15 protein-coding genes are annotated in these 24,515 nt (G+C 72.8%); 5 read left to right on the forward strand and 10 right to left on the reverse strand.

Going from position 1 to position 24,515, the window contains the following annotated elements; all coding sequences use genetic code 11:
- Positions 1 to 203: 203 nt before the first annotated feature.
- The 5 genes from ACFRU2_RS03950 to ACFRU2_RS03970 form a co-directional block, all read right to left on the reverse strand.
- Complete coding sequence (locus ACFRU2_RS03950; RefSeq protein WP_382967250.1) at positions 204 to 1,565, reverse strand: lipase family protein; 1,362 nt, start codon at positions 1,563 to 1,565, stop codon at positions 204 to 206.
- A gap of 210 nt (positions 1,566 to 1,775) precedes the next feature.
- Positions 1,776 to 2,450 (reverse strand): response regulator, encoded by a 675-nt coding sequence (locus ACFRU2_RS03955; protein ID WP_382967252.1) that lies wholly within the window; start codon positions 2,448 to 2,450, stop codon positions 1,776 to 1,778.
- Entirely contained in the window at positions 2,447 to 3,658 is a 1,212-nt protein-coding gene (locus ACFRU2_RS03960; RefSeq protein WP_382967254.1) for a sensor histidine kinase, read from the reverse strand. Before ACFRU2_RS03960 ends, ACFRU2_RS03955 begins: the two co-directional genes overlap by 4 nt.
- A 2-nt stretch (positions 3,659 to 3,660) precedes the next feature.
- Positions 3,661 to 4,182, reverse strand: coding sequence for a hypothetical protein (locus tag ACFRU2_RS03965; protein ID WP_382967256.1), 522 nt, complete (start codon positions 4,180 to 4,182; stop codon positions 3,661 to 3,663).
- 204 nt (positions 4,183 to 4,386) lie between these two features.
- Positions 4,387 to 7,743, reverse strand: coding sequence for a S8 family serine peptidase (locus ACFRU2_RS03970; protein WP_382967258.1), 3,357 nt, complete (start codon positions 7,741 to 7,743; stop codon positions 4,387 to 4,389).
- Between the two features lie 375 nt (positions 7,744 to 8,118).
- Here ACFRU2_RS03970 and ACFRU2_RS03975 point away from each other — a divergent pair, with 375 nt between their 5' ends.
- The 3 genes from ACFRU2_RS03975 (at position 8,119) to fdhD (ending at position 15,436) form a co-directional block, all read left to right on the forward strand.
- Entirely contained in the window at positions 8,119 to 12,090 is a 3,972-nt protein-coding gene (locus ACFRU2_RS03975) for a DNA-binding protein (RefSeq protein ID WP_382967260.1), read from the forward strand.
- A 196-nt stretch (positions 12,091 to 12,286) separates the two neighbouring features.
- Positions 12,287 to 14,599, forward strand: a complete 2,313-nt coding sequence (locus tag ACFRU2_RS03980; RefSeq protein ID WP_382967262.1) for an FdhF/YdeP family oxidoreductase — start codon at positions 12,287 to 12,289, stop codon at positions 14,597 to 14,599.
- A 12-nt stretch (positions 14,600 to 14,611) separates the two neighbouring features.
- Positions 14,612 to 15,436 (forward strand): formate dehydrogenase accessory sulfurtransferase FdhD, encoded by an 825-nt coding sequence (fdhD, locus tag ACFRU2_RS03985; RefSeq protein ID WP_382967264.1) that lies wholly within the window; start codon positions 14,612 to 14,614, stop codon positions 15,434 to 15,436.
- Between the two features lie 21 nt (positions 15,437 to 15,457).
- Here the strand turns inward: fdhD and ACFRU2_RS03990 are convergent, their stop codons facing one another.
- Complete coding sequence (locus ACFRU2_RS03990) at positions 15,458 to 16,150, reverse strand: Crp/Fnr family transcriptional regulator (RefSeq protein ID WP_382967266.1); 693 nt, start codon at positions 16,148 to 16,150, stop codon at positions 15,458 to 15,460.
- Positions 16,151 to 16,299: 149 nt separating this feature from the next.
- Between ACFRU2_RS03990 and hcp the strand changes: the two genes are divergently transcribed.
- Entirely contained in the window at positions 16,300 to 17,964 is a 1,665-nt protein-coding gene (gene hcp / locus ACFRU2_RS03995; RefSeq protein WP_382967268.1) for a hydroxylamine reductase, read from the forward strand.
- On the forward strand, positions 17,961 to 19,046 hold the full coding sequence (locus ACFRU2_RS04000; RefSeq protein ID WP_382967270.1) for a 2Fe-2S iron-sulfur cluster-binding protein: 1,086 nt from the start codon (positions 17,961 to 17,963) through the stop codon (positions 19,044 to 19,046). Before hcp ends, ACFRU2_RS04000 begins: the two co-directional genes overlap by 4 nt.
- 19 nt (positions 19,047 to 19,065) lie before the next feature.
- Here ACFRU2_RS04000 and ACFRU2_RS04005 read toward each other — a convergent pair whose 3' ends face one another.
- The 4 genes from ACFRU2_RS04005 to ACFRU2_RS04020 form a co-directional block, all read right to left on the reverse strand.
- The gene (locus tag ACFRU2_RS04005; protein ID WP_382967271.1) at positions 19,066 to 19,929 is read right to left on the reverse strand and encodes an SGNH/GDSL hydrolase family protein; all 864 of its coding nucleotides are present in this window, start codon (positions 19,927 to 19,929) and stop codon (positions 19,066 to 19,068) included.
- Positions 19,930 to 20,075: 146 nt separating this feature from the next.
- Positions 20,076 to 21,509, reverse strand: a complete 1,434-nt coding sequence (locus ACFRU2_RS04010; protein WP_382967273.1) for a carboxylesterase/lipase family protein — start codon at positions 21,507 to 21,509, stop codon at positions 20,076 to 20,078.
- The gene (locus tag ACFRU2_RS04015) at positions 21,506 to 22,993 is read right to left on the reverse strand and encodes a long-chain fatty acid--CoA ligase (RefSeq protein WP_382967275.1); all 1,488 of its coding nucleotides are present in this window, start codon (positions 22,991 to 22,993) and stop codon (positions 21,506 to 21,508) included. The genes ACFRU2_RS04010 and ACFRU2_RS04015 overlap by 4 nt, the downstream gene beginning before the upstream one ends.
- A gap of 188 nt (positions 22,994 to 23,181) precedes the next feature.
- Complete coding sequence (locus tag ACFRU2_RS04020) at positions 23,182 to 24,372, reverse strand: PucR family transcriptional regulator (RefSeq protein WP_382967277.1); 1,191 nt, start codon at positions 24,370 to 24,372, stop codon at positions 23,182 to 23,184.
- Between the last annotated feature and the right edge of the window lie 143 nt (positions 24,373 to 24,515).

Here is a 24,515-nt window from a genome sequence, read left to right on the forward strand (position 1 = left end):
GGGCCGTTGTGGCCGCGTGCTGAAGTGCACGGGCGACTGATGTGTGACATGTAAAATTTCACATGTCGCATCGCGCCGGAAGTCTTTTGGCCGGATTACCTCCGGCGGAATGGAATCGTTGCCGACTGGCGAACGCCGCGGGAGGGGTGACGGACCGTCTCTCGGCCGTCGCCCCTCCCGCGGTCGCGTGACGCGACGGGCCCCTAGGGCGCCGTCGTGGCCACCTCCGGCGCGAGCGAGTTGCCCGCAGGGATACGGCCACAGTCGGACGGGGCCGTCTTGCCCGCGAACCTGTCGTTCAGCCAGACCAGCGCGGAAGGTGCCCACGGTACGGCGGCGCCGACATGGCTGAGCAGGTCGTACTGCTGGTACTTGAGCGAGGTGTTGCCCTTGTCGCAGTACTGCCGGGCCAGCGCGCGCACGTCTCCTGCGACCATGACCCCGTCACCGCGCCCGATGCCCGGGAGGTTGCTGAAGGTGCCCTCGAAGACGCCTCCGCCGCCCTGCACGATGAACCCGGGGGCGGTGGGGGTGGGGGCCGAGCCGAGGTTGAGCTTGTTCACCGCCTCGACGAAGGCGGGCACCGAGTTCGGGTTCGCGTACTGCGGCTTCACCATCTTCTTCCACGTCAGTCCCGGGTACTGACCGAGGGCGTTGACGATCGACCCGCGTTCGAGCTCCTTGAACACCTGCGTGCCGTAGCTGTTGAGGTAGGGCGCGAAGTCGATGTCGTAGGAGCGCGCGGCCCCGAGGACGGCCATGGGCGCGACACCGGCCCAGATCGTGCTGCCGCTGACGTACTTGAGGTTGTGCGCGGGGGCGACGAGCAGCCCGCCCTCGGCGTAGCCCACGAGCCTCTGGTCGACGTCCGGCGCGTAGCCCGGTGCGAGGGCGGCCGCCCAGTGGGTGGCGATGGCCCCGCCCGAATAGCCGGCCAGGCCGATCCGGGTGTCGGAGTTCAGGCCGGTCTCCGGGGACCGGCTCGCGGCCCGGATCGAGTCCAGGGTGGTGGTTCCGTACTCCGGGCCGGCCGCGAAGTCGGCGCTCTGCCCCTCGGTGTCCGGGATGATGACGTTGTAGCCCGACAGCAGCAGCGGCACCAGCAGGAGGGACTCGCCGTTCGCGATCAGGCCCCCGAGCGAGACGTCGCCCGCGATGGCCCGGGACGGTGAGTCCGCCGGGTTGAGGGAATCGTAGAACGACTGGTACGACACGGCTCTGCTGCCGTCCCCGGTGAGGCTGCGCACGACCGAGGTCACCCCGGCGGACGGGCGGCCCTGTGCGTCCGCGGTGCGGAAGAGCAGCTGGATCGCTTTGACCGGCGTCGGGATGCCGACGACGTGGTACTGCAGCGTCCGCGTCTTGAGCACGGTGCCGGGTGCGTACGAGGACAAGGGCGCGCTGCCGTCGTAGGTGTAGAACGGGTCGTCCGCCGCCGCGGCCGTTGCCGTCGGCGAGGCGGCAGGGGCCGCGGAGGCGGCCGTGGCGGTAGCGGCGGTCACGGCGGTGACGGCCAGAGTGGTGGCCAGTGCGGTTGCCAGCTTCCCCATGGCGATGCGGTGCATGAGTCCCTCGGATTCGCTCGATGGATCACAGGGGGATATGCGTTACCAGTGGTAACCGCGCCGTAAGTTACCAGCAGGTAAATGGCGTGAATAGGGTTGCGGCACGCCTTCCAGCGGGCTTCGAGTGCGCTTTCACCGACATGCCGCCCGTAGGAGCCGCCCGTGGAAGGCCCGCCCGTAGATGCCCCGGGGAGGAGGGACGCGACGGCGTCAGGCCAGACCGGCCTCGATGGCGCGCCGGACGGCGGCCGCCCGGTCGCGGATGCCCGCCTTGGCGAACAGGTTGTTGATGTGGGTCTTGACGGTGGCCTCGCTGATGAAGAGCCTCTCGGCGATCCCCCGGTTGGGCAGGCCCTGGCCGATCAGTGCGAGCACCTCGCGCTCGCGGGGAGTGAGGTCCGCGGGCAGGGCGGGCCCCGGCTCGGAGGCCTTCGGGGTCGTGCTCCTGGCGGAGGCGAGCAGCCGGTCCTGCACTTCGCGGTCGAGCACGGACTGGCCGGCCGCAGCGGCCCGGATGGCCCGGGTGATGTCCTGGCGTCCCGCGTTCTTGGTCAGGTACCCGCGGGCTCCCGCGCCCAGTGCGCCCAGGATCGAGTCGTCGTCGGCGAAGGTGGTGAGGACGACCACGGCCACCTGCGGGTACTGCTCGCTCAGGCGGCGGGTCGTTTCGATCCCGTCCATGACCGGCATCCTCAGGTCCATCAGGACGACGTCCACGGGCCCGGCGGCGACTGCCGCCAGCACCTCGGTTCCGTCCGCTGCGGCCGCGACGACGTCGATGTCCCCGGACAGGCCGAGCACCGCGGCGAGCGGCTCCCGGACGGCGGCCTGGTCGTCGGCGACGACCACCCTCAACTTCTGCTGCTCTTCGGTCGGTTCGCTCATCCCGGGATCACTGCCTCCACGTGCCAGCCGCCCCGGTCCGGCCCTTCGGTGACCGGTCCCGCCGTGACGGTTCCGTCCAGGAGCGCGACGCGTTCGCGCATGCCGATCAGCCCCATCCCACTGCCGGGCCCCGTGTGCACCTCGCGGGTGCCGGGGCGGTTGCGGACCGTCAGCGTCGTCGACGCCGCGGCGAACCTCAGCTCCACGCCGACGTCTCCGCCGGGTGCGTGCCGGGCGGCGTTGGTCAGTGCCTCCTGGGCGATCCGCAGCAGGTTCTGGGTCACGCGGGCCGGGAGCTCACGGGCCGTACCGAGGACGGTGAGGGCGTCGTGGTGACCGGAGGATTCGACCATCGCGGCCAGGCTCTCCACGAGCGGCAGCGCGTCTTCGCGCAGCGCGTGCACGGTCCACTGCGCCTGCTTCAGGCTCTCCTTGACCAGGGCGTGGGCCTTGGCGTTGGCCTCCCGCACCTTCTCGAGGTCGCCGGTGTCGATCAGTGCGTCGGTCAGTTCCAGCTGCATGTTGATCCCGGCCAGCGAGTGCGCCAGTACGTCGTGCACGTCGCGCGCGATCCGGCCGCGTTCGCTCAGCACGGCCGTCCGCGCCTCGGCCCGGGCGGCGCGTTCGGCCGACTCGGACGCGGCGAGCGCCGCCCGTACGGCCTGGCGCTGACTGCGGTTGAGGATGCCGATCAGGACGGGTGTGCCGGTGGCGAGGCCGAGCACCCAGGGCAGTTCCTGGTCTCCCGGACCGAGGTGGAGGTACAGGACGCCGGCGCAGAGCGCGCTGCAGAGTCCTGCGAGGGCCAGGGCCCACCTGGTCTCCAGCCGGAATCCGATGTGGCCGGTGAGGAAGAAGGCGAAGAGGTAGCCCGTTCCGCTGCTGCTGACGCCGATCAGGGCGGCCGCGGCGAGGACGCCGGCGGCCAGCCAGGCGGGGGCGAACCGCCGGGTCGTGGCGTTCTCGGGCAGGCCCCGCCCCAGTAGTGCTGCCGTGTTGAGCACGAAGAGGACGAGGACGGCCAAGCCCTGGCCACTGAAGCCCATGGGCCGGATCGTCAGGACTCCGACGACGATGACCGCCAGGGTCATGGCCCACCGGACCCGCGGATCCTGTCCGGGAACCGGACGCTGGGCGGCCTCCGGGGACGCTGCCGTCCCGGGGGACGGAGGGCTCTCGCGCGGGGGCATGCGCAGAACATACTGCATGGTCAGGCCGTGCGGTCGAGCACCGGCACGGGGCGGACCACCGTGTGGGCGCGGCTCCGGATGAAGATCGTCGCCAGCCGCGTGACCACCTCGGTGAGGGCCATGAGGACGAACGCCGCCACCCAGGCCTTGTCGCCGGTGATCTGGTGGGTGACGCTGAACCGGGCGACATCGGCGGCGCCGCCGTGCTCGACCCACAGCTGGAAGCCCATCCGGGCCCCCATGCCCACGACCCACAGGACCGCCGACACCACTCCGGCCTTGATGAGGACGTGCCCGTCGACCGTCCGGATCCGGGTGTAGACGCCGCCCGCGATGCCGAGCGCGGCGCCCGCGCCCACCAGGACCGCGATCAGCGCCAGGTCATGGCCCGCGGTGGGGATGGTGTCCAGGTACGAGTAGGCCACGAAGGCCACGATCCCCAGCGGGAGCAGGAAGGACTTGAGGTCGAGCCGCCCTTCCCGGAGCTGCCGGAAGACGATCAGGATGAGGGCGATGTCGGTGATCCACTCGGTCGTTGTCATGCCCCCAAGGCTGCTACGGGGCGGCCCGCGACACCTGGACCCAGGGGTGGAAAGGGGGGTGGAGTTCGGCGCCGGCCGGAACATCTGCACGCGCGTGATCCGAGCCGGGCGGACGCCCGAGCGCCCGCCCGCCACGTGTCGTGACGGGCGGGCGGGCGGGCGGGCGGACGGGCGAACGGGTAAACGGGGCTCAGGGAACCGGGATCACTTGCCCAGGTAGGCGTTGACGATCGTGACCTCGGATACGTTGCCCTGCTTGTCGGTGACCTGGGCCCGGAAGGAGATGCCCTGGTTCTTCGCGGGGTTCCGGACGGAGAAGGCGCCGTCGGTGACCTTGACCCGCTTCCAGGTCGTGCCGCCGTCGAGGCTCACGGAGACCGTGAGCCCCTTGAGGTTCTTCCCGGAGGCCGCTCCCTGCACGGTCACGGGGATCCGGGTGACCTTGCCCGCCGGGGCGCGGGAGGCGATGTCGAGCGGGGCCGCGAAGCGCACCGTTGAGACCGGGAGCGCGGTGTGGGCGGCGACCTGACGCGAGCGGAAGGTGAAGCTCGTGTCGATGCGGGTGGAGACGGCGGAGACGTCCGCGGACCGCTCGACGGAGGTCGTCAGCCGGTACTCGGCATCGGCGGCGTCGACCGTGAAGGGCTCCCAGCCGCTCAGCGGGTCCTCGTTCTCGCCGACCTTGACGCCGTTGCGGTACAGGGTGGTGGCGGTCTTGGTGAGCGCCGAGGAACCCGCGTGGCCGGCGCCGTCGCCGAACAGCGGTACCGCGCCGGTGATGGTCTGCTTGCCCGTCTCCGGGTCGGGTGCGCTGCGGAACACGCCCAGGCCCGGGGCGCCCAGGAGCGGTGAGAAGACGCCGGTGTTGAAGGTCTCGCGATGGGTGGAGCCCGCCGCGTAGCGCTTCGGCTCCAGGGCGGCCTGGTCCGCCTCGATGCGCTGGTCGCCGTCCGCGTTCGGGGCGCCGAGCTGCCAGAACCCGCTGCGCCAGGTGGCACCGTCGAGGGCGGAGAGCATGAGCGTACGGGTGCCGGGAGCGGGCTGGTTGGCCCCGTAGAAGTCGCCCTGGGACATGCCGGGCAGGGTGGGGGCGGCGTAGGCGTAGCCGGACTTGCCGGGGGCGGACGCGCCCATCTCCACGGAGAGCTTCGCCAGTTCGGTCGCCTTCAGGTGCCGCTTGTACCCGGTGGCGAGACGCTTCGTGACACCGCCGAGGGCAACGTTGTACTGGGTGGCAGGGTCCTTGAGGAAGGTCGCCAGCCAGCTCTGCGTGAGCGAGCCGTCGGTCACGGCCGGCCCCATGTGGGCGGAGCGGAACCCGGTGTACCCCTTGGGGAGGACCCAGCCGCTGCCGAGGTGGCCTTCGCCGACCTTCTGCTGGTAGTACGGCAGGGCGAAGTCGGCCGTGGCCAGACCGGGAACGGTGATGTCCACCGGCTTCGCGGTGCGTGCGTCGACTGTGACCTTGGTGGTTCCGGCGACCTCCAGCCGCGGCTGGACGAGCCAGTCGACGCCCTTGGTGAGGTCCGAGCCGTCCTGGTACACGGCGCCGTGGAGGGCGTAGGTGCCCTTGGGCAGCCGCAGGGTGCCGGAGCCGGACTCGTTGCTGACCCCCGTCCATATGCCGTCGGCGGCGCCGCCGATTCCGAACAGGGAGTGGGAGAACTCGCGGGCAGGGGCGCCGTCGCGGTCGACGGTCGTGATGGTGACGTCGTACGCCTCGGCCTCACGGACGGCGGCCGCGCCCGTACGGACGGACTGGCCGCCGCCGGTGGCGGTGACGTAGCCGGAGAACGCGCCGTCGACGTCGCCGAGCCGGGTGTCGGCGGCAAGGTCGACCTCGGCCCGTCCCCCGGCGGGCACGGTCACCTTGGTGGCGCCGAGCGCGAAGAACCCGGCCGGGGCGGGCTTCCCGTGGGAGTCGGTGCCGGTCACCGCGAGGTCGAGCGTGATGTCGGTCGCGCCGAGGTTGCGGTAGGCGATCTTCTTGGTGAGGGGCTTGTCGTCGGAGTGCGGCCACTGGGCCGTGCCGAGGGACACCGACGGCTGCTCGGTGATCACCGTCTGGGTGAGGGCCTTGTCCACCTGCACGCGGCCGGTGCCCTGCTGCTGGACGCCGACCGAGCCGTCCTTCGTGGACGCGGTCAGGGCGCCCTTGAGCTCGGTCCCGGTCCAGCCTGGGTTCTTCTGCTTCAGCAGCGCTGCCGCTCCGGCCACGTGCGGGGTGGCCATGGAGGTGCCGTTGAGCTGCAGGTATCCCGGGGCGGGGTGCTGGGCGCCGGGGTCGGTGTCGAGCTTGCTCCCCGGGGCCGCCGCGGCGGCGATGCCCACGCCGGGCGCGGTGAGGTCGGGCTTGACCGCGCCGTCGCCGACGCGCGGGCCCCGGCTGGAGAACTCCGCGAGGACGTCCTTGGAGTCGACGGCGCCGACGGTCAGGGCGGCGTCGGCGCTGCCGGGCGAGCCGACCGTGGACTCGCCGGCACCGTCGTTGCCCGCGGCGACGGCGAACAGGACACCCTTCTCCGCCGACAGCCGGTCGACGGTGGCCTCGACCGGGTCCACGCCGGGGAAGTCGCGGCTTCCGAGGCTGAGGTTGACGACGGCCGCACCTTCGGCGACGGCCCACTCCATGCCCGCGATGACCGCGGAATCGGAGCCGTAGCCCCGGTCGTCGAGGACCTTGCCGCTGATTACCTTGGCACCGGGCGCCACGCCCTTCATCGCCCCGCCGGACGCGGCACCGGTCCCGGCGGCGATGGAGGCCACGTGGGTGCCGTGGCCGACGCGGTCGGTGGTGTCGGGGGAGTCGGAGAAGTTCTTCTCCCCGACGACCTGGCTCTTCAGGTCCGCGTGGGTCTTGTCGACACCGGTGTCCAGGACGGCGATCTTCACGCCCGTGCCGTCGAACCCGGCCTGCCAGGCCCGGTCGGCGCCGATCTGCTTCGTGCTCTTGTCCAGGCTCGCCTTGCGCACGCCGTCCAGCCAGACCTTGCCGATGCCGGCGCCGGTGGCGCGCAGGCCCCGCGCGGTGGGCTCCGTCAGGGCCTCCCAGACCTTCGTGGCGTCAGCGGGCGATGCCTTGACGGCTTCGGCGTTGACGGTCTGGAGGGTGCGCCCCGCACCGTTGCCGGCGGCGGACCGCAGCTCCGCACGCGCCGCCCCGGCGGAGCCCTCGTACTGGACGATCAGGCCCAGCCCACCGCGGTGCAGTGCGCGCAGGGTCGGGTCGGCGAGCGTGGTGACGTCGAAGAGGCGCCGGTCCAGCTTGCCGGCGGCGAGCAGGGCCCGGGCGTCTGCGGGCAGGACCAGGGTGCGGCCGTCGGCGCGTTCGATCTCGACCGGTACGCGCTCGCGGCCCTTGCCGGGCTCGAAGCGCACGACGGCGCCGCTGCCGTTCACGGTCACGCGGTCGCCGGTGATCAGCGTGACGGTCACGGGGGCGGCCGTGGTGCTCCTGGTGGGGGAGGCGGCGGGTGCCGCCCCCGCGGGGCCGGTCAGCCCCGTGCTGAGGGCGACGACGGCCGTGGCGAGGGCGAGGGCCCCCGTGGCGCGTCGAGGCATGTGGGTCCGTGTGAACAACTCTGCTCCTGTGGAAGGCGCGCACGGCGGCCGGAGCCATGGCGCGCGCCCCGTCGTGTGGCGTACGTGGCGTACGTGGTGTGTGCGGTGTGTGCCTGGCGTTGGGGGTGAGGCCGGTCGCCGGGGCCCGGACGGCCCGTGTCCCACCAGCCCCCAGGGGGAGAAGCAGGGTGGGCGGGGCCGGCCGTCCGGGCCGCTCGGCGACCGGGGTACGGCAGCAGTCCACCGGCTCGCGGATTGTTCAGCAGCGTCGATTCGGGGGCTGAACAATTGTTTTCCGTGGCTGAAGAGGCCCTTGTGGCTGCTGATGCCCCCGCATACGGTGGAAAAGATCTTGATCCCGGGGGAGGGAACACCATGGGACGCGGTGCGGGAAGGCCGGAGAAGGCGCTCGATCCACAAGCCGGTCCCACCGCCCGGTTCGCCGCCGAGCTCCGCGCACTGCGCCGCGCGGCCGGCTCCGTCCCCTACCGGGAACTGTCCGCGCGGGCCGGCTATTCGGTGACGGCGCTCTCCCAGGCCGCCGCCGGAAAGCGGCTCCCGAGCCTGCCCGTGACGCTGGCCTACGCCGAGGTCTGCGGCGGCGCCCGGACGGAATGGGAACGCAGATGGCACGAGGCCGAGGCCGCGGCCGAAGCAGAAGCCGCGACCGAAGCCCTGGCCTCCCTCGAACTCGGCGCCGACAGCGGGGGCACTGCGCCCTACAGGGGCCTGACGCGCTTCGAACCCGAGGACGAAGCGGTGTTCTTCGGCCGGGAACGGCTGACCGACCACCTGACGGCCCTGGTCGCCGAACACCGCTTCGCCGTCGTCCTCGGCCCCTCCGGCAGCGGCAAGTCCTCCCTGCTGCGGGCCGGTCTCATCCCGCGACTGCGCCGCTCCGCACCACCGCTGCCACCCGCCGCGGCCCTGCGCGTCCTCACCCCCGGCGAACACCCGATGCGGACCCACGCACCGGTTCTCGCCCCCGCCGCCGGAGACGGCGAGACCTGGCTGATCGTCGACCAGTTCGAGGAGGTCTTCACCCTCTGCACGGACCCCGGCGAACGACGCGACTTCCTCGCCGCCCTCCTCGCCGCCCGCCACCCCGGAAGCCGGATCCGCGTGGTGCTCGCCGTGCGCGCCGACTTCTACGCGAACTGCCTGGCCCACCCCGCCCTGGCCGAGGCCGCCCGGGCCGCGGCCCTCCCCGTGGGCCCGCTGACCGCCGAGGAGATGCGCGGCGCGATCGTGCGCCCCGCGGCAGCGGCCGGCCTCACCGTCGAACGCGCCCTCACGGCCCGGCTCGTGGAAGAGGTCACCCGCGAACCCGGCAGCCTGCCGCTGCTCTCCCACGCCCTGCTGGAGACCTGGCGGCGCCGCCGCGGGCGCACGCTGACCCTGGCCGGACACGAGGCGGCCGGCGGTCTGCGCGGCGCCCTGGCCCAGACCGCCGAGGAGGTGTACGCGGCACTCGGGCCCGACCGCGCCCCCGTCGCGCGTCGCCTCCTGCTGAACCTGATCACTCCCGGCGACGGAGCCCCCGGCGACGGAGCCCCCGACACCCGCAGGCCCGTACCCCGCGACATCCTCGTGCCCCCGGACTCGCCGGAGGCCGCCGAAGCGGGGGCCGTGCTCGACCGGCTGGCCCGGGCCCGGCTCGTCACCCTGGACCAGGACGTCGTGGACCTGGCGCACGAGGCCCTGATCACCGCGTGGCCACGGCTGAGCGGCTGGATCGACACCGATCGCGAACGACTGCGGCGCCACCGCCGGCTCACCCAGGCCACCCAGAACTGGCTGACCCGCCGACGCGACACCGGGGCGCTCCTGCGCGGAGGCGAACTGGCCGAGGCCGAGGCCACGTTCGCCGCCGACGCGGACCGCTCCGCCGAACTGATACCGGCGGAGAGGGAGTTCCTGCGCGCGGGCCTGGCGTCCCGCGCCCGCACGCGTCGGATCCGTCGCGGCGTCACCTCCGTCGTCGGCCTCCTCCTGGTCCTCCTCACGATGGCGAGCACGACCGCCTGGCAGCAGGGCCGCGACAACGTACGGCAGCGGGTCGACGCCGAGATCCGCAAGGCCAAGGGGGAGGAACTGGCCGCCGCGCAGCTGGCAGCCGTGGCCCAGGGCCTACGGGGCTCCGACCCCGAGTTGGCGATGCGGCTGAGCGTGGCCGCCTGGCGGGTCGCCGAGACCGCCGAGACCCGGTCGGCGCTGCTGGCGGCGTCCGTCCAGGCCGAGTCCGACGCCTACGACGTACCGGACGAGGCGGGCCCCTGGACCTCCCACCCCGCGTCCCCGGTCCGGCTGAGCGCGGACGGCCGGATCGCGGTCACCGTCGACGTGGACTCCCTGCGCGCCTGGGACGTCACGAAGAAGACGGCCGTCGGACCGGAGACGGCCCTCGACCCGCTGTCCCTGTTCCGCGGAATCTCCCCGGACGGCCGCACCGCCCTGGTGCAGGGGGGCCAGGCGAAGCCGGAGCCCGGATCCGAGAGCGGGGCGCGACGGCTGGACCTGGTGACCGGGACGGCGCTCGACGCCGTGCCCCACCCGGTGGGCGCTTCCATCGGCTGGACGGCCGCCGAACAGGTCGTCGCCGACCTGGACATGGACGGTGCCACCGGCAGGCTCTCGCTCCGGGACCTACGGAGCGGCCGCACCCTGCTCGAGGTGCCGACCGGGCGGCACCCGATGTGGGCGCTCAGCCCGGACGGACGCCACCTCGCCCTGTGCGCCCGGGGAGGGGACGCGGTCGGCGCCTTCGAACGGGCCGACGTGCCCCTGAAGGTCTGGGACGTCGCCCGGCGCACCGAGCTCCCCGCGTCCCGCCCCGGAGCGTGCGCCGTGGACGCGTTCCGCTTCACCGGCGACGGCGCCGTCCTCGCGGCCCAGGAACCGGGCGGCCTCAGCCTGTGGGACCCGGTCACGGGCCGGGAACCGGCCGGGATCAACCACCCCGGCCTGACCGAGATGACCACCAGCCCCGACGGCCGGTTCGCCGCGGCCGTCGACGGCCGGGAGATCCTGATGTGGCGGCTCTCCGCGCCCGAAAGGCCGGTCTTCCGGTACTCCCTCACCAACGGGGCCGCCTCCCAGCTCCGGATCGACCCGAAGGACGGAGTCATCAGGTACCTGACCGAACGCCGGCTCGGGGACACCGTGGTGCGCACGATCTCCTACGGAACGGCCGCGACGGCGGACTGGAACCCCGAACCCGCGTCGACGGGCACCTTCAGCGCGGACGCCACGACCGTCGCGGTCGACCGCCGGCAGGGAGACAGCACCTGGTTCGAGGCCTACGCCGTCGCCGACGGCCGCCGCACGGCCCGTACGCCGCCGGCCGACTGCCCGAAAGCCCTACCGGAACCCACCGAAACTCCCGCGCGACACGACTGCCGAGTCCTCCTCGCGCTCAGCCCCGACGGCCGCACCCTCGCCCACGCCCGGACCGACTTCGCCGAAGGCTCCGACGCGGGGGAGGAGCGGCCGGCGGGCGAGACGCCCGCGAAGCGCTCCCAGGAGCCGGCTCTGTGGGACGTGCCGGCGAACACGGCCCGCCCCCTCCCCACCGACCCGGAACCGCCCTTCGCCGCCCGGATGCCCATCACGGGAATGGCCGTCTCACCCGACGGCCGGTCCCTGCTCACGACGCGGGCGGGCGTCGACACCCTGGACGTCCGGGACGTGGCGAGCGGACAGCGGAAGACCCTCGCCCAGGACCTTACGAAGGACCGGACCACCCCCGTGCCGAACCCGCGGAGCGACCGGTCCGCCCGGGTCACGGTCCGCCCTGACGGCCGCCTGCTCACGACCTCCTCGGACACCTTCGACATCACCACCGGCCGGCGCACCGAACGGGGCCCCGCCACGGAACAGGGCGGGGTGATGGCCTACAGCCCCGACACCACGCGCCTGGCCGTCGGCGACACGACGGGCGGGGTCACCCTTTGGGACGGCGAGGCCGAGCGACGCCTGGCCACCCTCCCGGCCGGCGCGGACGCGATCGGCCTCGACTCCGCGAAGGCCGTCACCGCCCTGGCCTTTTCCCCCGACGGCCGCACGCTGGCCGTGGCGGGCGCCTCCGGCACGCTCCGGCTCTGGGACGTGAACTCGGGCCAACCGCTGGGACCACCGCTGCCGACCCCCGGCGACGGAATCGTCGCCGTCGCCTTCTCACCCGACGGCCGGACCCTGCACAGCGCGGGCGAACACAGCACCGTCCGCACCCACCAGGTGACCCCGGACCGCCTGGCAGAGTCCGTCTGCACCCGCTCCGGAACCGGCCTCTCCCGGTCCGACTGGAGCACCTACCTCCCGGACCTCCCCTACCGGAAGACCTGCTGACGGCACCCCTCCCGGTCTTCCGGCCGTGGACCTTCGGCCGGCCGGCCCCGCGACCTTCAGCCGGCCGACCAGGTGCTTTGGTCCCGTGAACAGAGGACACCGGCCGCCGTAGCCTCGAAGGGTTGTGATCGCTTCGCCGGTCCCACGGGACCCGAAGGGGACCGGTGCGGGCACGGCGACCGCATCGAGGAGCATGATGGCCGGCCGCGCACCCGGGTCCGATCCCGTTCAGGACGACCCCCGCATCACCCCGCCCGAGCACCACGCGGTGGGCGTGCACGCGGTCACCAACGCGATGCGCATGGCCCGGCAGCAGATGGGCGTCGTGCGCAGTGCGCGTACGTTGCTACGGGTCAACCAGCCCGACGGCTTCGACTGCCCGGGCTGTGCCTGGCCCGAGGAGTCGAAGGTCCACAAGGCCGAGTTCTGCGAGAACGGGGCGAAGGCCGTCGCCGAGGAGGGCACCCGGCGCCGGGTCACCCCCGCCTTCTTCGCCCGGTACGGCGTCGAGGAACTGCTCGGCCGGTCCGGGTACTGGCTTGGCCAGCAGGGCCGCCTCACCGAGCCGATGTTCCTCGACGAGGGCGCGAGCCACTACGCGCCGGTCAGCTGGGAGCGGGCCTACGAGATCATCGGCGAGGAGTTCGCCGCCCTGGACTCTCCCGACGAAGCCGTCTTCTACACCTCGGGCCGCACGCCCAACGAGCCCGCCTTCGCCCTCCAGCTCTTCGCCCGGCGCCTGGGCACCAACAACCTGCCCGACTGCGCCAACCTGTGCCACGAATCGACCGGATCGGCCCTGGTCGAGACCCTCGGCATAGGAAAGGGCAGCGTCTCCCTCGACGACATCCACCACGCCGACCTGGTGATCGTCGCCGGCCAGAACCCGGGCACCAACCACCCCCGGATGATGGCCGCCCTGGAGAAGACCAAGGGCAACGGCGGCAAGGTGATCAGCGTCAACCCGCTGCCCGAAGCGGGCCTCGAGCGCTTCAAGAACCCGCAGCACGTCCGCGGCGTCGTGGGTGACGGCACCAAGCTGACCGATCTCTTCCTGCAGATCCGCGCGGGCGGCGACCTCGCCCTGTTCCGGGCCCTGAACCTGCTCCTCCTCGAAGAGGAGGACGCGGCCCCCGGCTCCGTCGTGGACCGGGCCTTCATCGAGGAACACACCCTGGGCTTCGAGGCCTGGGAACGCGACGCCCGCACGACCCGCTGGGACGACGTACTGGCGGCCACCGGGCTGCCCCGCACGCAGATCGAGCAGGCCGCGGGCATGGTGCGCGAGGCCGAGAGCGTCATCGTCTGCTGGGCCCTCGGGCTCACCCAGCACAAGCATTCCGTGCCCACCCTGCGCGAGATCGTGAACTTCCTCCTGCTGCGCGGCAACGTGGGCCGGCCGGGCGCGGGCGTCTGCCCCGTACGCGGGCACTCCAACGTCCAGGGCGACCGGACCATGGGCATCTTCGAGCGCATGCCCGAGGCCTTCCACCAGGCTCTGGACGCCGAGTTCCGCTTCACCTCGCCGCGACACCACGGCTACGACTCGGTCAACGCCATCCGTGCCATGCGCGACGACAAGGTCAAGGTCTTCGTCGGCATGGGCGGCAACTTCGTCGCCGCGGCCCCCGACACCCCGGTCACCGAAGAAGCGGTACGGCGCTGCGCGCTGACCGTGCAGATCTCCACCAAGCTCAACCGCTCCCACCTCGTCACCGGCAGGCGCGCCCTGATCCTGCCCACGCTGGGACGCTCGGACGCCGACCGCACCGAGGCCGGCCCGCAGTTCGTGACCGTCGAGGACTCCATGGGACTCGTCCACGCCTCGCGCGGCCGCCTGAAGGGCGAGCCCGCGCTCCGCTCGGAGACGGCCATCGTCTGCGCCATGGCCCGCGCCGCCCTGGGATCCGGCGACGACGTGCCCTGGGAGGAGTTCGCCCTCGACTACGACACCCTGCGCGAGCGCATCGAGCGCGTGGTGCCCGGCTTCGAGGACTTCAACGCACGGGTGCGCCGGCCCGGAGGGTTCGCCCTCCCGCACGCACCCCGCGACAGCCGCAGTTTCCCCACCCACACCGGCAAGGCGAACTTCACCGTCAACGACATGGTGGTCCTCGCCATCCCGGAAGGCCGGCTGCTGCTGCAGACCCTGCGCTCGCACGACCAGTACAACACCACGATCTACGGACTCGACGACCGCTACCGCGGTATCCGCGACGGGCGCCGCGTCGTCCTGGTGAACCCCGCGGACATCGACGGTCTGGGACTGCGCGAGGGCGCCTACGTCGACCTGGTCTCCGAAGGGCCCGACGGCCGCGAGCGCCGGGCCGCCCACTTCAAGGTCGTCTCCTACCCGACGGCCAGGGGCTGCGCGGCGGCGTACATGCCCGAAGCCACCGTTCTGGTGCCCCTCGAGGCCACCTCGGACATCAGCAACACCCCCGTCTACAAGGCCGTCGTCATCCGGTTCGAACCCGACAGCGGTCCCGACGCCGTCGCCGTCATCTGAAGGAGAGCCGCCATGAGCCGGGTCACCGGACGACGCCCCGTCCTCAAGCTGCGCGGCGACACCTCCACGACGCGCCCCGACACGCTCGCGGGGGAGGAGCCCCTGGAGATCCGTCTCGGCAAGGAACCGCTGACGGTGACCATGCGCACCCCCGGAGACGACTTCGACCTGGTGGCCGGACTGCTGGTCTCCGAGGGCCTCGCCGCGACGACCGAGGACCTGGTGTCCCTGCGCTACTGCTCGGGCACCGGCACCGACGGCCAGAACACCTACAACGTGATCAGTGCGGAACTGCGGGACGGGGAAGCCCCGTTGCCGTTGTCCACCCACCGCAACCTCCTGATGTCCAGCGCCTGCGGAGTCTGCGGCAAGGACACCATCGAAGCCGTCCGCACCGCGTCCCGCTGGAACGTCGCCGGGGATCCGGTACGGCTCGCTCCGGAGGTCCTGTACGCCCTGCCCGAACGGCTGCGCGCGCGGCAGAAGACCTTCGACGCGACCGGAGGTCTGCACGCGGCCGGTCTGTTCACCGCAGACGGGGAGCTCCTCTGCGCCCGTGAGGACGTGGGCCGGCACAACGCGGTGGACAAGGTCGTCGGCTGGGCGCTGCGCAGCGGGCAGCTCCCGCTCAGGGGCCGGATCCTGATGGTCAGCGGCCGCGCCTCCTTCGAGCTGACCCAGAAGGCGGCCATGGCCGGCATTCCGGTGCTCGCCGCCGTCTCCGCACCCTCGACACTGGCCGTGGACCTCGCCACCGAACTCGGCGTGACCGTCGTGGGATTCCTGCGGGGACGCGAAGGCAACGTCTACACGGGCGCGGAGCGGCTGAGCCTCTGAGCGCGTCCGGCACGGGACGGGCTACAGCAGGCCGGTGCCCGGCTCGGGCGGCGCGAGCAGGGTGATGCGGCGACCGTCGACCAGGATGGTGCCGGCCTGGGACAGCCGGCGCAGGACGCGCGAGAAGGTCTCCGGCTTGAGACTGAGGCGCGAGGCGATGACTCCCTTGTCCGCGGGCAGCTGGATGAGGGCCGGGTAGCGCAGGGGCCGCCCGTGGCGCTCCGCGGCCAGCTGCTCGAGGTAGGCCAGCACCCGCTGGGTTCCGGTGTGCAGGGCGTAGGACTCTACGTCGGAGACGAGCTGGTGCAGCCGCCGGGCGAGACCGCCGGCCATCCGCAGGGCGAAGTCGGGGCTCTGCTGCGCGAGTTCGAGCACCGGGCCGTGCGGGATGGCGAGCAGCTGCACCGCGGAGAGCGCCACGGCGGAGACGGGGTACGGCCGCCCGGTGAAGAGGAGGGCTTCACCGAAGGTCTGCCCGGCGGAGACCAGGGAGATCACCTTCTGTTCGGCGGTGTCCGACGAGACGACCAGGCGCACGTCCCCGCTGAGGACGTAGTAGAACCACCGGTGCGTGTCACCCGCCTCCACGATCACCTCGCCCTTGCGGTGGCTGACTGCCTTGACGCTCCGGCGGATCCGGCTCAGGTCTTCGGGACTCACCGTGCTGAACAGCGGAATCAGCGCGAGGTCGGGCACGGGCACAGGCTGCGACATGTCCTTGAGTATAGATTTCACCAGGTTTGACCTTGGTCAAGGACATTGCGCCGATCCGTCCCTACGGTCGTGGTCGAAGGTGCCGGAAGACCGCGCCGCCCGGATCGGCCGGGCGCCCGCCGCGGCCCGGCCAGACCAGAAGGACGAACGTGTTCTGTTACCAGTGCGAGCAGACCGACCGGACCGGACCGACCCCCGGGTGCCACACCAAGGGCAGTTGCGGCAAAGACGAGATCACCGCCGCACTGCAGGACCTGCTCATCCACCTGTGCAAGGGCATCTCCCAGTACGCCGTGCGTGGCCGGGCACTCGGCGCGACCGATCCGCAGGCCTCCGCCTTCGTGGCCTACGGGCTCTTCTCCACGCTGACCAACGTGAACTTCAACGCCACCCGGTTCGTGAAGCTGATCCACGAGGCGTCCGAGGTGCGTGCCCGGGTCCGCTCCGCCTACGAGGACGCGGCTCGGGCCGCGGGACGGGATCCCTGGATCCCGGAGGGCCCCGCCGCCTTCGAGCCGGCCGGTGACGTGGAGGGGCTCCTCGCACAAGCGGACCGGGCCGGCATCCGGGTCGGCCAGGAGCAGGTCGGGGAGGCCGTGGTCGGACTGCGCGCCTTCGTCCTGTACGCGCTCAAGGGGGTCTGTGCGTACATCCACCACGCCCGCGTCATCGGCTACCGCAGCATCGAGGTCGACGCCGGGATGGAAGAGACCCTGGACTACCTGGCGGGCGAGCCCGCCGACGCGGAGGACCTGCTGGCACGCGCACTGGAGGTCGGACGCGTGAACCTGGAGGTCATGGCCCTGCTGGACAGCGCCAACACCGAGACCTTCGGCTCTCCCGCGCCCACCAAGGTCCGCATATCCCCGGTGGCCGGCAAGGCCGTTCTGATCAGCGGCCACGGCTTCGACGAACTCGTCGAACTGCTCAAGCAGACCGAGGGCACCGGCATCCAGGTCTACACCCACGGCGAGATGCTGCCGGCCCACGCGTACCCCGAGCTGGGCAAGTACCCGCACCTCGCGGGGAACTACGGCGGGGCCTGGCAGGACCAGCAGCAGGACTTCACGGCCTTCCCCGGTCCGATCGTCATGACCTCCAACTGCCTGATCGAGCCCCTGCCGGCCTACAAGACCCGCACCTTCACCACCGGCCCCGTGGGCTGGCCCGGCGTCCGGCACGTCGACGACTACGACTTCCGCGGCGTCGTCCGTGCCGCCAAGGCCACCCCCGGGTTCCCCGAGACCGCACCCGAGGAGATCATCACCATCGGCTACGGCCGCAAGGCGCTGCTGTCGATCTCCCAGAACATCATCGACGCCGTGCACTCCGGCGACATCCGCCACATGTTCCTCATCGGCGGCTGCGACGGCGCCGCCCCCGGCCGCGACTACTACACGGAACTCGCCCGGGCCACCCCCGACGAGTCGGTGATCCTCACCCTGGGCTGCAACAAGTACCGCTTCAACAAGCTCACCCACGGCGCCACTCCGGGCGGCCTGCCCCGTCTCCTCGACGTCGGCCAGTGCAACGACACCTACGCCGCCATCCGCGTGGCCCAGACCCTCGCCACCGCACTCGACACCGACGTCAACGACCTTCCCCTGACCATCGTGCTGGCCTGGTTCGAGCAGAAGGCCCTCGCCGTCCTCACCACCATCCTCTACCTGGGCCTGCGCAACGTCCGCACCGGCCCGACCGTGCCCGCCTTCGTCACCGAACCGGTCTGGCAGCTCCTGTGCGAGCGCTTCGGACTGCGCGCCAGCCAGAGCGTCGAACACGACCTCGCCGAAGCCCTGGGGACGGCCCGATGACCGCCACCACCAGCGCCGATCCCCTCACGGAACCGTTCACCCTGCGCATGACCACCCTCGACGGCGAAGCCGTCGAGGCACCCTGCGCACCGGGCCAGTCCGTCCTGGACGCCGCCGCCGACGCCGGATACCTCCTGCCGTCCCTGTGCCGCAAGGGCACGTGCGGCGCCTGCATCGCCACGGTCACCGAAGGCACGTACGACCACGGCGCCCACAACCCCGAAGCCCTCAGCGCCGAACGGGCCCGCGCGGGAGGTGCGCTGCTGTGCTGTACGTACCCCCTGGGACCGCTGTCGATCAGCCTCCCCTACGAGCGCTCCCGGGTCCTGACCGGCCGCATCGCGGAGCGCACCGCCACCGTCACCCTGCTCGAACCGCTCCCCGGGAGCCTGGTGCGCCTGGTGCTCCGGCTGGACGAGGACCCCGTGCTCGGCAGCGGTGCCGAGTTCGAGCCCGGCCAGTTCGCCCAGCTGCGCATCCCCGGCGAGGACACCGAGTCCCGGGCCTACTCGTACGCCAACGCCCCGAACTGGGACGGCGATCTGGAGTTCTACATCAGGCTCCGCCCCGACGGGTACTTCTCGAACTGGCTGCGGGACCGGGCCGCGCTCGGCGACCGCCTGACCGTCCTGGGCCCGCAGGGTGCGTTCGGCCTGGTGGAGACGGGGCTGCGCGACCGGTGGTTCGTGGCCGGCGGCACCGGCGTGGCGCCCCTCCTGTCGATGGCCCGCAGGATGGCCGAGTTCGGCGAGAGCCATCCGCTGCGGTTCTACGGCGGGGCCGACACCGCGCCATGGCTGTGCGGTGCGGACGCCGTGCAGGCGCTGCGGGACGAGCTCCCGCAGCTCCGTACGGTGTTCTCCGTGAAGGAACCGGTCGACCGCCCCGGCTACCGGCAGGGCCGCATGATCGAGGCACTCGCCTCGGACCTCGCGGAGCTACGGGCACGGGGCGGGGCCGACCCGGACCTGTACGTCTGCGGATCCCCCGGGCTCATCGACGCGGTGGAACGCGTCGCGGCGGAACACGCAGTGGCCCCCGAACGGATCCTCAGCGAGAAGTTCGCCTCGTCCGCCGTCTGAGGTCCGCACGTATGGGCCGTTAGCGCACTGCGTCCGCACGTACGGCGTCGGCCAGAGCCAGGCCGAAGGCGCGGGAGCCCTGGGCGTTCGGGTGCAGCGGGAAGGCGTCGCGGGTGGAGACGGCGCCCTCGATGTAGCGGTCGGCCGCGGGGGCGCAGGCGTCGTGGCCGGAGCCCAGGGCCCCGGTGTCGACGAACGCGGCTCCGTGCCGGGCGGCCGCAGCACGCAGCACCCCGCCCAGCTGGTCCACCTTCGCCTGGACGTAGTCGGCGTCCTGGCCCCAGTAGGGCTGGAAGGGGAAGCAGCCCCCGGCCCGGAAGTACCTGCCGTAGCCGACGACGAAGACCCGCGCGTGCGGCGCGCGCCGGCGGACGGTGTCCAGGACCGCGTCGAACGCCGGTGCCCAGGCGTCGATGGCGGTGCCGTACCGGTCGGCGCCGCCTTCGGTGTTGGCGGCGGCGCAGCTCTTGCCGAAGGGCCGGGGCAGGGTGTTGAGACAGCCGGTGGTGAGGCCGGAGAGGGCGTTGTCGTTCGCGCCGATGGTGATGCTGACGAGGTCGGTGTCGGCGGAGAGGGCGTCGTACTGCGGCGCCGTGCCCGTGAACTGGGAAGCGCTGAAGTCGGCGGCCCTGGCGCCCGAGCAGGTCACATCGGTCAGGGCGGCGCCGAGCGCCGCGGCGGCGACGTGCGGGTAGTCGGAGAGCGAGCGGATGCATTTCGCGTCGGCGGGGTCGGCGGGACGGACCAGCGGCGCGGCGGCGTAGGAGTCGCCGAGGGCCACGTACTCGAGGCGGTCCCCTTCCGCCGCGGTGGCGGCCGGTGCAGTGAGGACGGATCCGCAGAGCAGGGTGGTGACCAGCAGTGCGCGCAGTGGCGTCTTCATGGGGATGGCCCTTTCGTGGCTGTACGGCTGGCATGGGGGTGGGGGCGAGGGGGAGCGGGTGCTGCGTGTGGGGGTGCGTGGGGTTGCCGAACGAGTGCCGATCGCGTGCCGGGCGGGTGCCGGTGTACGGGGCGTGCGCGCCACCGTCACCTCCAGAGGCGCCGCTCCCGGTCGCGGGGCGCGAGGAGGACCCGGGCGCCCTCGGCCCCGTAGGTCATGACGGGCCGCTCGGCGTTCCACTCCGTCCAGCCGGGACCGTCGCCGTGCGCGAAGGCGACCCACGCGGAGTGCATGGACCGGGCCAGGTGGCGCGGAGCCGTCGGCCCCGCGAGGAGCAGGCTGTCCGGCGAGTCGAGGGTGTCGAAGACGAAGCCGATCTCCAGCGCGTGGCAGGCGCGCAGATCGTGGAGCGGCGAGGGCCAGGCGAACTCGTAGACCCAGGTCCGGCCCGGGCGGCCGCTGCGCGCGTCCGCGAGGCGGTTGAGGGGGACGCGCAGCACCTTGTCGGTGATCATGGCGCCGAGGATCTCGCCCGGTGAGGCATCCGGCATCGACGCGCGGTACACGCCCGGGGCCCGCCAGGGCGCCCGGTCCTTGAGCACCGCGGCCCACAGGGTCGCGGTGCCGATGCGCTCGACGAGGCCGCCGGGCACGAACCAGAGCCGGTACTCGTCGGTGGTGCCGCCCATCAGGACGTCGATGCCGTCGGAGGCGCCGGCGGCGAGAGCGGTGGCGGGGTCCTCGGGCAGGACGTCGCCGTCGACGACGAGGTGGAAGCCGAGGCCGCCGGTCAGCGGCGTGCCGCCCGCGGTGGCCGACCGCTGCGCGGCCAGCAGCCGGTCACGGTCGGCACGCGCGAAGCCGGCGGCCGTGGCCGGGACCCCGAGGCGTTCGGCGATGGCGCTCGTGGTGCGGGCGGCCCGTGACCGGTCGACGGCCGAGGGCGCCCCGCTCTGCAGGACCGCCCGCCGGAAGAGCCCCTCGGCGTGCGGGCTCGCGAGCAGGGCGGCGATGCTGATGGCGCCCGCGGACTCGCCGAAGACGGTGACGTTGCCGGGATCGCCGCCGAACGAGCGGATGTTGTCGCGGATCCAGCCGAGCGCCGCGATCTGGTCGCGCAGACCGAGGTTGGCCGGGGCGTCCGGGAAGACGCCGAACCCCTCGATGCCGAGCCGGTAGTTGACCGAGACGAGCACGACTCCGTCGCGGGCGAAGGCCCGCCCGTCATAACTCGGCACGCCCGAACTGCCGTTGCGCAGGGCGCCGCCGTGGATCCACACCATCACGGGGCGGGCGGCGTCATCCGGCGCGGCCGTCCAGACGTTGAGGTTCAGGCAGGCGTCGCCGGGGACCTCCGGGTCGGGCAGGAGCGCGTCCAGGGGCGGGGCGTACGGGTTCTTCGGGGCGGTCGGGCCGAAGGCGGTGGCCTCGAGGACGCCCTCCCAGGCCGGTACGGGCGCCGGTGGCGCGAACCGCAGCGGGCCCACGGGCGCGGCGGCGTACGGGATCCCGCGGAAGACGGCGAAGCCGTCCTCGACGCTGCCGCGGATCCGACCGCACCTTGTCTCGACGACGCTCATGCGCAGGCCTCCTTCAACTCGCGCTTGAGGACCTTGCCGCTCGGGCCGAGCGGCAGCTCGTCGAACAGGCGGACCACGCGCGGGTACTTGTGCTTGCCCAGGTGTTCGCGCGCCCAGGCGACGATGTCCTGCGGGGTGTCGGCGGCGCCGGGGCGCAGCACGACGGCGGCGCAGATCTCCTCGCCCCTGGTCTCGTCCGGCAGACCGAGGACGCTGACCCGGGCGACGGAGGGGTGGCGGGCCAAAGTCTCCTCGACCTCGCGGGGGTAGACGTTGAAGCCGCCGCGGATGATGAGGTCCTTCTTGCGGTCGACGATGGTCAGGAATCCGTCGGCGTCGTGCACACCGAGGTCCCCGGTGCGGAACCAGCCGTCCACGACGGCGGCCGCGGTCGCCTCCGGGTCGTCGAGGTACCCGGCGAAGACGTTGTGGCCGCGCAGCACGACCTCGCCCACCTCCCCGGCGGGAAGCAGCACGACCCGGTCCTCGGCGTCCGGGTCGGCGACGGCCGCCTCGACCCCCCAGACGGGGTGCCCGACGGTGCCCGGCCGGCGCCCGGTCACGGGGTGGTTGAACAGGGCGGCGGGCGAGGTCTCGGTCAGTCCGTACCCCTCCAGTACGACGGTGCCGAGGGCGGCCTCGAAGCGTTCGAGCAGTGCCGTGGGCAGGGCCGCCCCGCCGGACACGGCCATGCGCAGGCTGCGGGGAGGCGCGGCGCCGCGCTCGACCGCCTCGGTCAGGGCGTGGTACATCGTCGGAACACCCATGAAGACGCTGACCCGTTCGCGGATCATGAGGACGAGCGCGTCGGGGCCGGCGAAGCGCTCGCACAGCACGAGGGCGGAGCCGGCGCGCAGGGCGGCGTTCATGGCGCAGGACTGGCCGAAGCTGTGGAAGAGCGGCAGACAGCCTAGGACCACGTCCTCGGGGGTCAGCGCGAACAGGTCCTGGGCGCAGACGGACGCGTTCATCACCAGGTTGGCATGAGTGAGGAGAGCGCCCTTGGGCCTGCCGGTGGTGCCGCTGGTGTAGAGGATCACGGCGGTGTCCTCGGCCCCGCGCGGTACGGCCCGCTCCAGCGGTTCGCCGTCGGTGGTCACGCGCAGGACGTCGGCACCGGCGCCGGCCGCCGCGGCCTCGGCGACGGCCGCGAGGGGACCGGGGGCGGTGACGACCGTGCGGCATCCGCTGTGCCGCAGCACGTAGGCCACCTCGTCGGCGACGAGCAGGCCGTGCACCGGGACGACCGTGCCGCCCGCCGCGAGGACGGCGTAGTAGGCGCGCGGGAAGTCGGCGGTGTTGGGCAGCAGCAGGGCGACCCGGTCCCCGGGGCCGACGCCGTGGTCGCGCAACCGGGCCGCGAAGCGCATGACGTCGAGCCACAGCGCGCGGTAGGAGACGCGGACCCCGCCGTCGACGACCGCGGTCCGGTCGGGATGGCGGACGGCGGATTCCTTGAGGATGGTGGCGACGCTCAACTGCACGGCTGCTCCCTTGCACGTACGGACGGGGGTGTCCGACGGCCTCAGCTTCCGGCACCCCGCGGTCGCGGAGCCATGTGCAAGGGCCCAAGGTCACCGTGCGTACGGTGGGCAGCGGCACGGGGCGGCGGCACGGGGCAGCGACGGCTGGGCCGCGCGGCGTCCCGGCCCGCCCCGTCTCGCCCCCGCCCTCAGTGCTCCAGTTCGAGGGCGCGCAGGGCGAGCGCCCAACCCAGCCGGGCCTCACCGGAGTCGGCCGGCCAGCCCGTCAGTTCGGCGACGCGGCTGATGCGGTTGAGGATCGTGTTGCGGTGGCAGAACAGCCGGGTGGCGGCACTGGACGCCGAGCAGCCCGAGTCGAGCCAGACCCGCAGGGTCTCCAGCAGCACCGGGCGCTCGGGGCCGCTGCGCAGTACCGCATCGAGGTAGCGGACGGCCAGGCGGTCCGCGATCTCGGGTTCTGCGCCGAGGGCGGCGTGCACCAGGCGTTCGTCCAGGGAGGCGACCTCGCCGCTCCGGGGAGGGAGGGTGTCCAGGGCGCGCCGGGCGAGCCGGAATCCCTGCGCGGCGGCGGCCAGTTCCTCGAAGGGCGGCGATATCCCGGCACGGCAGACGGCCTGGCCGCGCAGTACGCCGGCGAGCAGCTCGGGGTCCGACCCATGCCCCTTGACCCGGACCAGGCCTGCGACGGTCTCGGCGCGGGGCCGCCAGAACGACCACGTGCCGAGGGCTTCGAGCGCGGGTCCGGGGTCGGGCGGGGAAGCGGGGTCCTGGGCGTCCTGGGCGATGACGACCGCGACGTACCGGCCCTGCCGCGGCACGCCGAGCGCGGTGGCCGCGGCGTTGGCCACGGCCGGATCGCTGGCCCGGCCGTCCAGGAGGGCCTCGAAGAGGGCGCCGCGCCGGGAGGATTCGCGGTGCTGGAGTTCGAGGGTGCGCAGCCGGTAGGCGTCCGCGACCGCCGAGGAGAACCGGTCGATGGTCTCCCACACGGCGCCGGCCATGTCTCCCACCAGGTGCTGCTGGTCGGGCGAGCGGCCGCGCATCCAGTCGGCCATCGCCTGCCACAGGACCCGTCCGCCGCGCCGGTAGGCCTGGAGCACCGTGGCCAGCGGCATGCCCTGCTCGGCGCGCAGCCGGCCGTTCTCGGCGGCCGCGGCTTCGAAGCCGCGCTCGGCCGCGGGCATTCCGGCGAACTCGAGCAGCGCCAGCTCCATGTTGCCGCGCAGGGCGAGCCGCAGGTCCTCGCGCGTGACCGGGCTGCCGCTGGCGTACCGCGGGCTGTGGGCGCAGATGTCGGCCACCAGGCTGTCGATGAGCCGGTCGATGTCGGCGACCAGGGTCTGGGACAGCTCGCGGCGCAGCGCCAGCTCCTCGTTCATGGCCGAAGGATAAGCGGCCGCTTTGCCGGGTGGAACACTCTGACCTGCACCATCGCGTGAGCACCGTGCCGGCCGCACGGCGAAGGACCCCGGTCCGCCGCCCGGCGCCGACGTGCGGCGGGGGAGGGGCGGACCGGGGTGTA

The organism is Streptomyces sp. NPDC056883 (assembly GCF_042788835.1).
Classification (GTDB): domain Bacteria; phylum Actinomycetota; class Actinomycetes; order Streptomycetales; family Streptomycetaceae; genus Streptomyces; species Streptomyces stoeckheimensis.